At 43.2% G+C, this 15181-nt stretch carries 9 protein-coding genes and 1 tRNA gene; 2 read left to right on the forward strand and 8 right to left on the reverse strand.

Features of this window, described 5'->3' with window-relative positions; genetic code table 11:
• The 6 genes from AAEY78_RS11400 to AAEY78_RS11425 all read right to left on the reverse strand — a co-directional run bounded on the left by AAEY78_RS11400 (position 1) and on the right by AAEY78_RS11425 (position 6875).
• Complete coding sequence (locus AAEY78_RS11400; RefSeq protein WP_352339464.1) at positions 1–1791, reverse strand: ABC transporter permease; 1791 nt, start codon at positions 1789–1791, stop codon at positions 1–3.
• Positions 1788–3098, reverse strand: a complete 1311-nt coding sequence (locus AAEY78_RS11405; protein ID WP_352339465.1) for an ABC transporter substrate-binding protein — start codon at positions 3096–3098, stop codon at positions 1788–1790. The genes AAEY78_RS11400 and AAEY78_RS11405 overlap by 4 nt, the downstream gene beginning before the upstream one ends.
• Positions 3099–3255: 157 nt before the next feature.
• Complete coding sequence (locus tag AAEY78_RS11410; protein WP_352339466.1) at positions 3256–5409, reverse strand: dihydrolipoyl dehydrogenase family protein; 2154 nt, start codon at positions 5407–5409, stop codon at positions 3256–3258.
• 71 nt (positions 5410–5480) lie between these two features.
• A complete protein-coding gene (locus AAEY78_RS11415) occupies positions 5481–6164 on the reverse strand; it encodes a DsbA family oxidoreductase (RefSeq protein WP_352339467.1) in 684 nt (227 codons plus the stop codon).
• A gap of 211 nt (positions 6165–6375) precedes the next feature.
• On the reverse strand, positions 6376–6675 hold the full coding sequence (locus AAEY78_RS11420) for a carboxymuconolactone decarboxylase family protein (RefSeq protein ID WP_352339468.1): 300 nt from the start codon (positions 6673–6675) through the stop codon (positions 6376–6378).
• A complete protein-coding gene (locus AAEY78_RS11425; RefSeq protein WP_352339469.1) occupies positions 6639–6875 on the reverse strand; it encodes a hypothetical protein in 237 nt (78 codons plus the stop codon). Before AAEY78_RS11425 ends, AAEY78_RS11420 begins: the two co-directional genes overlap by 37 nt.
• A gap of 273 nt (positions 6876–7148) precedes the next feature.
• On the opposite strand from AAEY78_RS11425, the gene AAEY78_RS11430 reads away from it, so the two are divergent.
• Complete coding sequence (locus tag AAEY78_RS11430; protein WP_352339470.1) at positions 7149–8765, forward strand: NAD(P)/FAD-dependent oxidoreductase; 1617 nt, start codon at positions 7149–7151, stop codon at positions 8763–8765.
• 329 nt (positions 8766–9094) lie between these two features.
• On the opposite strand, the gene AAEY78_RS11435 is transcribed toward AAEY78_RS11430, so the two are convergent.
• Together AAEY78_RS11435 and AAEY78_RS11440 are read right to left on the reverse strand one after the other, a co-directional pair.
• Positions 9095–9170 (reverse strand) — tRNA-Arg (locus tag AAEY78_RS11435).
• Positions 9171–9284: 114 nt separating this feature from the next.
• Positions 9285–10082, reverse strand: a complete 798-nt coding sequence (locus AAEY78_RS11440; RefSeq protein ID WP_352339471.1) for a hypothetical protein — start codon at positions 10080–10082, stop codon at positions 9285–9287.
• Positions 10083–10648: 566 nt separating this feature from the next.
• On the opposite strand from AAEY78_RS11440, the gene AAEY78_RS11445 reads away from it, so the two are divergent.
• The gene (locus tag AAEY78_RS11445) at positions 10649–15127 is read left to right on the forward strand and encodes an exodeoxyribonuclease V subunit gamma (protein ID WP_352339472.1); all 4479 of its coding nucleotides are present in this window, start codon (positions 10649–10651) and stop codon (positions 15125–15127) included.
• The last annotated feature ends 54 nt before the right edge of the window (positions 15128–15181 follow it).

A 15181-nucleotide genomic window follows, 5' to 3' on the forward strand; every position in this document is an offset into this window, starting at 1 on the left:
TTAAAGCCTCGCACTTTTAAAAAAGTACTTAGGTAGTATCCACGCCAGCGTAAAACCGATTAGTGGTAGCGCCATTTGGATGATGGCATAAACAGCGCTCGTGCGTCTGCTGGCGCCATTAGCAAGGGTAACTGCTTCTGTCGTTATAGTAGCTATACGTCCGTTACCCGCTAGCAAAGTTGGTAAATACTGGCCAAAACTGATCGCCAAGCCTAATGCTACTGCAATCAAGATAGGTGCAAATAGCTGTGGTAATTTAACTTGAAAAAACACTTTGCTAGGGGTAGCGCCAAGGCTTGCTGCCACATTGGCAAAACGAGGGTCTAAACGCCGGTAGCTACTCGATAGCGATAAAAACACATAAGGCAGGACAAATAATAAATGGGTAAAAGCCACGTTAAAAAACTCGGTTTGGTTATTGATCAATTGCTGTAACCATACCAAGCCAAATAAAAAGGCAATGCTGGGCACTAACAGTGGTAAGTAAATAATCAAACTGGTAAAAGGGGATATAGCTTTGTCAGTCAGCTGTTCTGATTCTAAACAGAGTAAAGTGAGCACCACAGCAAAAGTGGTCGTCATTAGACCGATAGTAATCGTATTAAAGAGTGGGCTGCCTATTTGCATAAAAGCGCTTTGAAAATGTAGTAGTACAAATTGCTCTGGTAGCGCTGCTGGAAAGCGCCAAAACCCTGCAACCGACCACATCACTAGCCCAATCAATGCCGTTACTATAAAACCGATAACCACAGTGGTGGCGACGACGGTTATTTTTTGCCAAACAGTATCGCCATAATTGCGTCGACCATTAGTGATGGACTGCTTGCATAAGTACTTTACAACCTTTTCACCAGCCAGCCAAAAGGCAAGTAAGCCAGCGGTTAGGGCAAGCTGTAATACGGCACCAGCAGAGGCTTTTATACGTAAGTTTAAATCAACATCATTAAACCAGTTCATAATGGCAACAGCAAGTGTTGGCGGGGTATTGGGACCTAATATAAGCGGCATCTCGACACTGGCGCTGGCATAGGCAAGTACGGCAAATATAGGCAGACGTAACAACGGATAAAGGTTGGGCAATACCACTTTAAAAAAAGCTGTCATTGGGTAGTAGCCTAAATTGAGCGCTACTTTGTGCTGCTGGTGTAACTTCTTGCCAAATTCAGGCTGTGCCAATACACCAAGCGCCATGAGTAATAAAAACGGCAGCTCTTTTAGCGTTAAGCCCAAAATAATGCTGATGCCATAAGCATCGTGCGGGAATATACCGTGCGGTGCCAGCTCCCAGCCAGTTAACCACGGTGAGATTATGCGAGAGAACATACCAGATGGCGCAATCAAAAAACCAACGGCAATCGAAGCTGCTGCATGTGGAATGACTAAAATAGGGCTCAGCAGACGCTCAATACGACTCAGCCACGCGCTATTAAAAAAAGCAGCCAGCATCATGAGCGTTATGACAAAGGCGAGCAAGGTACTTATTAAGCCCGCTGCTATGCTCAGGTTAACCATCTGCGCAAGCCCCGGCGTTTGCCAAAGCGCCCTAAAACCTTGCAGACCAAATGTTGTTTGCTCAAGTGCTGGCGCCCAACCAAAGGCCGGTAATAGCACACTGATTAAACCGCCCAGTACCGGCAATATAAGTAGCAGCAGTAAAAATCGCGGGCTCAATTTTACAAGCCTTGTAAAGTTATCGACCTTGTAATGCGCTATTGGTACGCTATCGGTTTCTTCACTCGCAGTTCTCTTGGATTCTTTATCGTCTGCTTTTTTATTAGGCTCGGCATTCATGGACTGACCCCATAACGCATCTGCCAGCCTTGCATAATTGCCTCAACCCAGCTGGGATGCGGCTCGCTCACTGTGCGTTTGATACTGTTAACAGGCAAAGCGCTAGGATGTGGCGTGCTGGTTTTAAATAAGGCTTGTTGCTCGGGGCTGAGCATGGATTGAACCAGCACAGTGCTATCGCCCCAGATATGAGGTTTTTGTTTGTGTGCCTGCGCGGCGGGGCTGAGTAAAAAGTTAGCAACCAACTGTGCGCCAGCTTGATGGCTGGCGTTATAAGGAATGGCGACAAAATGGGTATTGCTCAAGCTGCCGTCATCCATACCATAGCTACGAATATTTGTCGGTAAATCATAACGCTGTACCGCAGCAGGTATCTCCGGCGCTGAAAAGGTAAAGGCTAAGCTGAGTTCGGTATCGTCGACTAAGCGGCGCATCTGCGCGCCACTTTGTATAAAAGACTCGCCCTTACGCCATAAAGTCGGGTGCAACTTATCTAAAAACTGCCATAATGGCTCTAAGACTAGCGCTGTATTCTGCTCGGTCGCTGGCTGGTTCAGCTGTGCTTTACTATTTTTGACTATACTGTCAGGGCTTTGCTCGTGGAGCATGACTAAGGCATATTTCAAAAAGCTCATGCCCAAAAAGTCAGGCGGCTTAGGATAACTAAAGCGTCCAGGATGCTCAGCGCTCCAGCGTGCTAGCTCATTTAACGTGGTCGGTGGTTGATTGTTTTTTGTTTCGTCAATCGCTAAGCTATCGTAATAAAAAGTAAGCGACGCCTGACCCCATGGCGCTTCCATACCTTCAGTAGGAATACCAAAATCAAAGGTAACGGCAGGATTATTATCGGGGTCGGTAAGGGCAAAGTTTGGTAGTTTATTGGACCATTGTTTCAATAATAATGAGTGCTCGCTCATAGTGGCAAAATTAGCCCCATTTATCCATACCAAATCAACGCTACCTTGGCTGTTATTACTTGCCGATTTTTCAGCTAATACTCGGCTGACGGCTTCGCTGGTATCACTGAGTTTGACATGTACTAAATTGATATTGTATTTGGTCTTAACTTGCTTGGCTACCCATTTTAGGTAGGCATTTATCTGCGGATCACCGCCCCATGCATAAAAGTAAACCGCTTGGTTTTTACCCTGCGTTTCTATCTGCTGCCAGTACGACTGCTCTTCGATACTGGTACGGGTAATTGCCGTGCTTGCTGTGATGCCCATCCAAATACTTAAAACAATGCCAAGCATTACCCAATAAAGGCGAGATATGTTGTATCTGCGCAAAGACTTGATAACGGGCATGTAGAGTCCAGTTGTGATCTAACATTTATTTTTAAAGTTCGAGTGGCAAGGATGCTTGTTACGTTATATCGTCAAGCTAGTAAGAATACCTGTTTTATCAAACAAAGTTTTACTTAAAAACGGATTATCGCAAATTATCTCATAGATTGTCGAATGATTATCCCCGACGCCACGCATGATATTTTTCTATCCATTTTAAAACGCCTTCAGGCGCATGTGACCGTTTCCATTCACCGGCTACCGACTTGTTGCCTTCAGCCCAAGTCGGGTAGCTATGAATAGTGCCGAGTATTTTGTTAAGCCCTAAATTATGCTTCATTGCCAATACAAATTCCGCCAATAAGTCGCCTGCATGTTCAGAGACGATCGTCACCCCAAGGATTTTATCTTTGCCTTTAGGGGTAATGACCTTGATAAAGCCTTCAGTTGCGCCTTCAGTAATGGCGCGGTCTAATTCTTTAAACTCAAAACGGGTGACTTCATAGTCGATGCCTTTATCTAAGGCTTCTTGCTCATTAATGCCCACGCGCGCGACTTCTGGATCAATAAAGGTCGTCCACGGTATCACCCGATAATCAACTTTGAACTTTTTAAGATGACCAAAAAGACCATTTACAGCGGCGAACCATGCTTGATGTGAGGCTACATGAGTAAACTGATAAGGGCCAACGATATCGCCCGCAGCATAGATGTTTGGATATAAAGTCTCTAAATATTCATTGGTTACAATCGTACGATCCGTCTCGATACCCAATGCTTCAAGACCGTAACCTTCAAGGCGCGCGCTACGACCTACGGCACAAAGCAGCTCATCATATTCAATAGCAAATTCTTGTTGTTGATGCTTAACGATAATGAGTTTCTTACCACCACGTGCTTCGCAACGTATCGCTTGATGCTCGGTTAGAATATTAACACCGCTTGCTGTTAATGATTTATGTGCAAGGGTAGACACCTCAGCATCTTCTTTTTTCATCAGGCGAGCACCCCGTTCAATTTGGGTAACGCTTGAACCAAGCCTAGCAAAACTTTGTGCCAGCTCACAGCCAACCGGTCCGCCGCCGAGTACCACGAGCTTTTTTGGTGCTTCATCAAGCTGAGCAAATTTACCCCATATGGTATCGCTGGTGACATAGCCAGTGTTTTCAATACCCGGTAATGGCGGGATAAAGGGGCGTGCGCCTGTCGCGATAACGATAGTACGTGCTGTCAGTGTTTGCGTACCGCCGTCGTTAAGTTTGACTTCTACTGTCCATGGGTCAATTAATGTAGCGTAGCCTTTGATGACTTCTACTCCCAAATCGGTGTAACGCTCGACACTGTCATGCGGCGCAATGTCGTCAATCACTTTTTGTACGCGTGCCATTACTTTTTTGAATGAGAATTGTGGGATCATATTGTCCAAGCCGTAACGCTCGCCATGACGAATTTGTTCCGCAACTTTGCCACTTTTAATGACTGTTTTACTGGGTACACAGCCATAGTTTAAGCAGTCACCGCCCATTTCCCCAGCTTCGATTAAGGTGACTTTTGCTTTCACAGCCGCTGCAATATAGCTCGTCACTAAGCCGCCCGCACCTGCACCAATGACAATCATATTACGGTCGAATTTTTTAGGTTGATGATAGTTTTTATAGACTCGACGTTTTTTAAAACCATTTAAAATTACTTTAGCAATGAGTGGGAAAAGCCCTAATAATGCGAAGGATAAAAACAGATTAAGCGATAAAATACCTGACAAGCTCTCAACTTGCGCCAATTGGGTACCGGCATTTACAAACACAAAAGTACCGGCCAACATACCAATTTGGCTCACCCAGTAAAATGTCCGCGCTTTAATCGCGGTGACACCCATGAGCAGATTGATTAAAAAGAACGGGAATATCGGCACTAAACGCAAAGTAAATAAGTAAAATGCGCCTTCTTTTTTAACGCCAGCATCAATAGCCGCAAGACGTTCTGGAAAACGCTGCTGAATCGTATCACGTAGAAGATAGCGTGAAACTAAAAAGGCCAACGTGGCACCAATACTGGAGGCAAAAGAGGCAACCAATAAACCTTCAACCAAACCAAACAATGCACCTGCGGCCAAGGTCAGAATAGCCGCGCCCGGTAAGGATAGCGCAGTTACCAATACATACAGTAAGAAAAAACTACCAATAACCAAGAATGGCGCTTGTTCTTTATATTGGCTAAATTGCGCCATTGAGCCTTTCAACCCATCAAGCGTTAATAATTGGTTCAGGTCAAAATGAAAAAACAGAACGATAGCAAGTGCTGCAAGTATTAACAAAGATATCTTTTTGATCATAAAATGTCCGTTTAAGTATTACAGCAAGGCTCAGAAATTTTAGATATGGTTTGACTGGCTTTAGTCAAATATTAATCGGGCATATCAGCCAACTGCTTTAGAATGCTCATATAATTCTCAACCCCTTGCGCGCCACTAATCAGATAACGGTTGTTAAAAATAACCGCTGGCACGCTTTGAATGCCTTGTTGCTGCGAGTGTAGCTCAGCGGCGCGCACGTCTTTAGCAAAGCGTTGGTCTTTAAGTACGGCTAATGCTTCTGTACGATCCAAGCCAATCTCTGCGGCGATATCTGCCAGCACCTTACCATCAGAGATATTACGATTATTGGTAAAATGAGCGCTAAATAAAGCCTCCTTCAAATCGTGCATGCGCCCTTGCTGATCTGCCCAATGTAGCAGTTGGTGCAAATTAAAAGTATTATGTATCCGCGTGTCGTCAGTAAAGTGGAACTCAAAATCAACTTCTGCCCCTGCTGCTGTCATTCTGATTCGGCTATCGTTAGATTCTTGCGCGCTGCTGCCGTACTTCTCGATGATATGCTCGCGCAGATTTTGTCCTTCGGCTGGCATGTTCGCGTTTAGCTCAAACGGATGCCATTGAATGTCATATGCGGTATTGGTTTGCTCCAATGCCTCAGCCAGCTGTCGATAGCCGATGATACACCAAGGGCAAACGACGTCTGATACGATATCTATTTTTAATGGTTGCTGTGACAATAATTGTTCTGATGATAACGGCGCTGAATGTTCCATATAATTTCTCGTTAGCGATTGTCGATGAATTTAACTGGAAAAACTGCTGCCCGATTGACCTTTGAACAACAGCCTTTCAAACAACAGTATAAAGACCTTAGAGAAATTATGATAATCCCAAACCGGTCACATTATGAGTCAGTATTATTAGTAAGCTTTATGCCATTCGAATTTTTGGAATAGCTTGTCTATCGGAGTATTGGTCAGATGGCTAGTATGGATGATTAGCATAGTTGCTCATGCCTTTTTGCGCCGCGCCAAGCATAATTTCCAGAATCTGACGCTTAGTAAATCCCGCCTCTAAAAACGCTTGTACCGCGCTATCATCAACCTCACCACGGTTACGAATTACAGAAAGAGTAAAGTCGCGCAGTGCTTCTAGACGTGCTATTGGTAATGCGGTCTCATTACGCAAGGCGTCGGTTATCGCGTCATCTACTTTCATACTTTTAGCAATGCCGGTTTGGGCAGGCATTAATGGCAGGCGTGTTCGACATTGCTGCTTTGCCACACAACGGTGGTTTCTGCATCATCAAAACGGCTGTCCAAAAATAGCCGGTGCAGACGTTGATAGCCTTTAAGTAGTCCGGGTGCTTCTACCATCACAGCGTGTAAGTTTGGCACCAAGCAAAAAGCCTTGATAGACACATCAAGCAATGCTTGGCTGTCTGTTGGGGCGCTTTGTTTGTCGTGTCGGGTAAATTCAGTCATGCAGTCATCATTATTAGGGTAGGGTTTAGATAGTTATATTTCACAGCAAATTAAAAATTAGTTGGTAATTTGAGTGATTGCTCACATTTATTGTAAATAGTTAAGCTTAAATTTTTTAGGTTATTTAGTTTTCGCAAGTAGTTGGTTACTTTGATATGACCCCTGCTGTCAAATCCATAAATTTACCCTGCATAAGTAAAATATTTATTCGCTTATTTGTATCAGTACCAGTAAAATGCGAGACTGTTTTCTACACGAGTTTATGAGTAACCAATGATACGTTTAACTGAAATTAAATTGCCATTAAATCATGCACCTGAAGATCTAACGACTGCTATAACGACAAAACTCAAAATTTCTCCTGAGCAAATGGCGTCATTTGTGATGTTTAAACGTGGTTATGATGCTCGTAATAAAAGAAATATCCAATTAATTTATACGCTAGACATCACACTGACTGACTCGGATTTAACCAATGATTTACTGGTTCAATTTGAGTCAGACAACCATGTTAAAGCAACACCGGATACCAGCTACAAATATGTAGGTGAAGCGCCAAAAGATTTAACCGAGCGCCCTGTTGTTATTGGTTTTGGTCCTTGTGGATTAATGGCTGGACTCACCCTTGCCCAAATGGGTTTTAAACCTATTATCATTGAACGTGGTAATGAAGTAAGACAACGCACCAAAGACACCTTTGGCTTTTGGCGTCAGCGTAAATTAAACACAGAGTCAAACGTACAATTCGGTGAAGGCGGAGCAGGTACTTTTTCCGACGGCAAGTTATATAGCCAAGTGAAAGATCCCAATCATTATGGCCGTAAAGTCATGACAGAATTTGTAAAAGCTGGCGCACCAGAGGAAATCTTATTTGTTAGTAAACCACACATAGGTACTTATAAATTAGTCACCATGGTAGAAAAAATGCGTGCCGAGATCATAAAACTCGGTGGTGAAGTCCGTTTTGCTACTCGCGTAGATGACTTGCATATCACTGACTCAAAAGTAACTGGCGTGACACTTAGTAATGGCGAAATCTTAAAAACTAACCATGTTATTTTTGCTGTTGGTCATAGCGCCCGTGATACCTTCCAAATGATCTATGATAAAGGCGTGTATGTTGAAGCAAAACCTTTCTCGATTGGCTTTAGGATTGAACATAAACAGTCAGCCATAGACCAAGCACGCTTTGGTGACAATGCTGGAAACGAAATACTTGGCGCTGCAGATTATAAACTGGTTCATCATTGCAAAAATGGTCGTTCTGTTTATAGCTTCTGTATGTGTCCAGGCGGAACTGTGGTTGCCGCAACATCAGAAGAAGGCCGTGTTGTCACTAACGGCATGAGCCAATATTCAAGGAACGAGCGCAACGCCAACAGTGCTATTGTGGTAGGTATCGACCCAGAGCGAGATTACCCAAACCATCCTCTTGCTGGTATCGAATTACAAAGACAACTAGAAACTTTAGCGTTTGAATTAGGCGGCAAAGACTACAGTGCACCAGCGCAAACCATTGGTGATTTCTTAAAAGGCAAACCAGACTCAGAATTAGGCGATGTAAAACCCTCTTACACACCGGGCATTACCTTAACCGACTTAAGCAAAGCGTTACCTGACTTTGCCGTGGATGCCATACGTGAAGCCATTCCAGCGTTTAACAAAAAAATCCAAGGATTTTCATCTGACGACGGTTTACTAACTGGTGTAGAGACTAGAACATCGTCACCAATAAGTATTAAACGCAATAAAGAATTCCAGAGCATTAACACCAAAGGCTTATTTCCGGCAGGCGAGGGCGCAGGCTACGCAGGCGGCATATTATCAGCAGGGATTGATGGCATAAAAGTGGCCGAAGCTGTGGCGAAATCGATGTTGAAGATAGAGTAAGAGCGGCTTTAGGCAAACCCCAATATTAAGACCCTTACCTAGATAAAAATATGTGATTGATAAAGCTTTTTAAGCTATGAAGTATAAAGCTTGAAAGGCTTTTTTGTATTTTGAAAGTGGATAACTATTCTCATGCCTTTAATAAGTTTGGACATCCTAAAAGCATGAGCTGGTTGGCTTAATAAGCGATGCCGGATATTTTGTGTTTTGACGGTATGCTGTATGAAAATGCATCGTAAGTTATGCAATGTTATGATGCGATAAGACATCAAAAAAACCCGTGGCGTATAGGCTTATGGGGTAATTGGGGTTAGTGCGGTATAGTAATATGGTGCGCCCACCAAGACTCGAACTCGGATCGATCGCTTAGGAGGCAACTGCTCTATCCTGTTGAGCTATAGGCGCATAAGGGAGGGTTATTGTAGAAAAAAAAGGGCATAAAAGCAATTCGTTCTAGAGTAGAAAGACAGCTATCTTTGTTTGTCAAGAGTCTTTACAAGCCAATCATAATAGTCATTATCACTTCTGACCGTTACTAAGAGCATCGGTAAGCTTCACGGAAGACTCCCCTCGAGCGCGTTTATGGCTCGATGCAGGGTTAAACAGCTCATCTACACTATTTTTATAACCATCTATATCATTATAACCGTGTTTTTTTAGCACATCCTGTCCGCTACTTGAGAGCAAAAAGTTACGAAAGCTGCTCGTCATTGGATTTTCGGTCAAAATAACCCCATCAACCGCGCTGCTGCCTTTTATTGCATAATTAAAAGAGGCTAAGTGCCGCGCTTGATTATTATCATTGTTAATAGAGGGGTCGATATTATTGGGCTGACTCGTCTCTTGGGTCATACCATTGGCATTGATTTTACTGGCATTACGCTCAGCCTGAGCCACATTTAATATATTTTGTAAACGTGATAATTGTGTTTGAGATATTTTGCTATTAGCAATGACGATATCAATACTCACCATAAAATCCGAGCTGTTCTGCTGTGGATGACTCATATTAGGCAGGGTAAATAGTACCGATGGGGCAACATAGTTTACCAGTAGCTGCACGTTTGGATAGCGCTGCTCAAACTTAGCAATGACATCATTAAGCGGCACTTGCATACTATTTTCTGCTTGTATACGTAAGACACTTGCAGGCGCGCTATCGGCGTTATCTGTTGCTGACTGCTCATTTTGACTGACTGCAATAGGTAGCGGATGAGTATTTTTACGGTTGCTCTGCCATAACCAAGTAAAAATACCAATAGCGACAATAAGTAGCAATATCAGTAGACCAACCAAAATGAGTTTATAGTCTTTCATAGGGCGTTGCTTATTTTTGAGGAAATGGACAAATAGGAAGTCAAAACAGTAGTAATAATATGCAGGTAAGACTCTATAATATTTATGCATGACACACTTTATGCTCGATAAAAAGCACGTCATTCTTACATACGACACTAGATGTCGCAATATCACATACGTTACTAGCAAGCCTGTTGCGTTAATGGCACACTACAACGCTATGTCTTCTACATAGCCTAACATCGTTATATACAAGACGACGTTAATGCTAAACCATTTATTTGTGCTTTATATATTTCAAGCATGTTAATGATGATATAAATTATTAAAAGCATAAAAGGGTTGGTATTTTAGCAGAAAACTGAAAAGACCACGATGGTTAAATATTCCTGCTAACGTTGATAATTGTTATATCGTAATGTGTAGAAATTAGTTCTAGCTAACGATAGAAAAGTCGCTAATTTTCATGTTTGGCGTGTTTGTCAGTATTTGTGCTCAATGTACGCGTGTTATTATAGAATGTCGCTTATTAATAATATGTGTTTTTTACCTCTTGTTTTATTGTCCTAAGTTGATGGTCATCTATGTTTACAATTATACAATCCCACCGCACCGAAAATCTCGTTGATCAGCTTCTTGTGCAATATCAGTCCAAAAATCAGCCTATTTTTGAGCCTTTTATTGTCATTGTGCCTTCAATGGTTTTGGGCGATTGGTTGGATAAGACCATTGCCAGCCGTGCTGGTATTAGCACCTTAGTGCATACTAAATTTTGGGGTCAATATCAGTGGACATTGATGCAGGATGTGTTGAGCCGTCATAACACATATTTGTTGGAGCAGAATCCAGAAGCGGTCACTTTAAATGTGCCTGAGGTTGCGGTACTGTCGCCAACGGTGATGCAATGGCGATTGTTTGGCTATTTGACCTACTATCAAGAATCGATTATTGCAGATGAAAAACATCCAGTTAATCCACTACTGGCGTCTTTGATTGATGAGCCAAAAGAAAATGCTCAGCAAGACAATGTGCAACAAGACCTTTTACGACAGGATAAAGCGCAACAAGATGCGCGTATTTGGCAGCTGGCAAGTGATTTGGCGCGGGTGTTTAACCGCTATCTGACCCATCGTGAAGATTGGCTGGCACTATGGTCGCATAATAAGCCGCTCAATGTGAGCGAGTTGATAGCAGATAAAGATGCCTTGTCATTGCGCTTTGATAAATATGCGCGCGGCACGCCTGAGTGGTTGGTTGAGCATTATGCTGAGTTAGAAGTTGCTCAGCGCTTCTTATGGTCGCATTTATTTGCCGATGTACATCAGCACCGCGTTGTATTGGAAGAAATATTTTGGCAAGCACTAAAGTCAAATAAGGCTGGCGAGCAAAGTCAGTTACCCAAAGTCCTACGTATTTTCACCATTCAGCAATTGCCGCAGACCGAGCTTGATTTTTTGCAGCGATTGTCAAAATATATGGACATCACGCTATTACATTACAATCCATCAAAGCTGTTTTGGGCGGATATTGTTGATAAATCGTGGTTGCAACGCCAGCAGATTATTAATCCCGAAAGTGTATTCTTACGTGATTATGGGCACAGCTTGCTGTCACGTTTGGGCAAGCAGTCACGCGATACCTTTGCGATGCTTGCCAACTTGTCAGGTAATGAGCAATATCAAGATGCGCTTGTAGAGTGGCAAGATAACTTTGAGAATAGTGATGATGAGTTTGGTCTGGATTTTGATGATAGCGTCTATGAGATTGACAACATTAATAGCTCTCAAACTGTGCAAAATAGCCCAAGTTTACTTAGACGTTTGCAAAACGATGTGTTGATGCTTGATGAAAAATCTACCCAGCAAGCAACGGCTGCAAAAGTTTCACAGGAAGTAAGTAAGCAAATAGAGCTGGGCTTTGATGAAGAGCAAGAAACACCATGGTATGAAGATGAGGCATTAGAAAATAAGCGCTTTGAAAAAGACCGTTTTTGGGCAATATCTGCGCAAGATAATAGCCTAAGCATTCATTCCTGCCATAGTTTACAACGTCAGCTTGAAGTGCTGCGCATTATGATTGGGCGCTGGCTTAATGAGCCTCTCAAACTTGGCGAGAAAAAGCGTCATATATCCGATATTGTTGTTCTGCTACCTGATGTTGAGCGGCATCATGCGCTGATCAGCTCTATTTTTGTTAATGGTAAAGGTCAAGATGGTTTGACTCTGCCTGCTAAGGTGACTGGTGTTGTTGATACAGACATTCGCCAGTTATGGGAAGCCATTATTGGTTTTTATAAGCTGTTAGGCAGTCAAAGCGCCCGTTTTGAGGCGGCTGAGGTCTTGGACTGGCTGATGCTACCGCCTTTGTTTGAAAGTTTTGGGTTAACACGCGAACAAATGAGCCGTGGTTGCGATTTGTTGGTAGAGGCAGGTTTCATCCGTGGTTTTGATGAGTTACATCTCAAGCAAACCTTAGACAGTAACGACTATGATTATCGATTTAGCTTCGCTCAAGCGCTAGATAGACTAACGTTAGGTCTGGTGATGCCAGAAGCCAGTTTGAGTGACTGCTTATATCCCTTAGCTCAGGATGATTGGCCAAGCACTGCGTTGCCAGAAATGAGCTTGCCGCTGCCACAGGTGAGCCTAAACGATGCAATGATTGTTGAAGCCCTTTGCCGTATTTACATTGGCTTGGTCGCACGACGTGATGATCATACACAAAAAATGAAAGCAGAAGACTGGCTTGATCAGATTGAGCTACAAGTTATCCATCGCTACTTTGGCGATGTGGATCAAACGCGTACCATGCGCGCCATTTACAACGCAATGAATGGCTTTAAGTCAAGTCTGCGAGCCAATCGTCACTATAGGCAGTACTCTAGTGGTGATGTTGACAACAGAGAAGTAGAGCAAAGGCTGGCAGGTGTAGAGCAGTTGCCGCTAAAGCTAAGCTTTATGCTAGACAGTATCGAAGCAGAGCTTGAAAGTCAGCAGGTCAGTGCGGAGCCAACTGGGGTAATTACCTTTGGTAAATTTGGTGCATTAAGAAACGTGCCCTTTGAATTGGTAGTGATGCTTAATATGAACCTCTCTGAGTTTCCTGGGCGTGACCGTGATAACCGCTATGACTTGATAAAAGCGACTAATGCACGTCGCGGTGACAGAGTCAGTGAAGATGATGACAACGGCGCATTTTTAGATGCGCTACTGTGCGCGCGCAGTGCTTGCTGGATATTTTATAACGGTCAAAGCTTGACGGACACCCATGAGCATCTGCCAGCCAACCCAGTGAGTGAGCTATTGCAGTTTTTGCAAGGCGAAGTGCAATGGCAGGTGAACTCGCTTGAAACATTGCCTGAGAATATTGATCCCACTACCGAGAGCCTCAAGCGCTATTTGCCTAAATTAATTAAGCAGTGGCTGCTGACTGAGCATCCCGCACTGCCTTTTCATGAGAGTCTGTTTGAGACTGCAATTGAAGATGCTGATATTTCAAATCATACTTCTAAACCCAATCAGAATGCAGATATCGGTATTCAAAATAACATCCCTGTTGATATGACTGATGAATTAGACGCTATCTTAAATAAAGCCATGCGCAAAACCAAATTAGCGCAAAAAAAGCAGTTTCCGCCTGCGCCGCTTTGGCAAGCTGTGTTTGATACCTTGAAGGGTCGAGTATCTAGCGAGCATCCACAGCTGGTAGGATTGCCGACAAAAGAGCAATATGAATCTATTTCTCAGGTGCTTGGTCAAGGTTTGGGTCAGATGGGACAAGTAGACAGTCAAACTTTCTCTGTATTGATTGAGATGCTAGCGCTAGATAGTACTGCTGATGTCAGTGATAGTAGCGATATGAATGAGGCGCTCATCAAGACCCTGTCTGATACTGTATTTAACATTGGAGAGATAGACGTTGAGGGAGTATTAGCCTACCAAGTACGTCATCCTGCTAAGGCATTTTTACGTACCCAAAAGGTACATGTGGTGCAAGGCGAGGAAGCAATGGCGCATCAAGAGCCACTGTTTCTAGACAGTTTGACCACCTATCAGATTAAAGAGCATTTGATAAATAAACTGGGCAACGATGCCACCGATAAGAATGCTGACAACACGTCTAAACAAGACAGTCAAATCTTGATGTATCAAAAAATCATGCCGGCAGGTGTGGCTCGCCAAACTACATTGCCCAATCAACAACAGAAACTGCAACAGCAATGTCTAGAGTTCAAAGAGCAGCTAGCTGCTAATGGCTTTGATGAGGCTGGAGAAGATAGCGCAGGTGGTTTACAGTTACTGACTCCAACCTCTGAGCACCCTGTTCAGATAGAGCTGGCGACCATACTAAATCGTACTGACAATGAATCACTGCTTAAGTTACTACCTAAAATCATTAAGATAAAAGGCTCAGTACCAATATTAGCGCCAATATCAGTGTCGATAGATACTCATAATAGTCGCTCTCCTCTACAGGCAGGTATGTCCTACGCCGAGAAATCACCCAAACAGTGGTTAAATATATTGCCCAATTCTGCCAGTCCTAGGCATTTACTCAAGTTTTGGTTGTCACATCTGTATTGGCAAGTTGCCAGACGCACCACTGCCGAACAAGCGGCATTAAACGACGGTGTGAGCATTTGGCGCTTTAATAAATCTAATTCGCAAGTCAAAAAATATGACAAAGTAATTGCATTTAAACTAAGCCCAATTGTGTATAAAGATGCAGTAGTTGAGCTGATAAAGTGGGCAATTTTTGCCAAGCTATCGGGTCAATTACCCATTACGTTATTGCCAGAGTACGCGCTCAGTTATCTTGATAAGTGCCTAAAATCTGAAGAGAGTGAGAACGGTAGCTATTGGCCAAAACGAGCAGACTTCTCGGATTGGTTAAGACCTAGCTATCACATAGATACAATATATGATACTTGCTCGCAGCACGCCATTTGGCAGTACGTACTGCGTGACCAAGATGCGTTTAAAGCGCTATCAGCAGCGTTAACTACCTTAGCGAAGCCGCTATATGAGCCAATGTTTGCTGCACTAGATGGTCTAGATGGCTAACAAATATCAAGCTAAGAGGCTTATTTTTTAGCCGATTAATTTCATAGATAATAA

The sequence above is a fragment of the Psychrobacter sp. 16-MNA-CIBAN-0192 genome (assembly GCF_040309565.1).
Lineage (GTDB): Bacteria > Pseudomonadota > Gammaproteobacteria > Pseudomonadales > Moraxellaceae > Psychrobacter.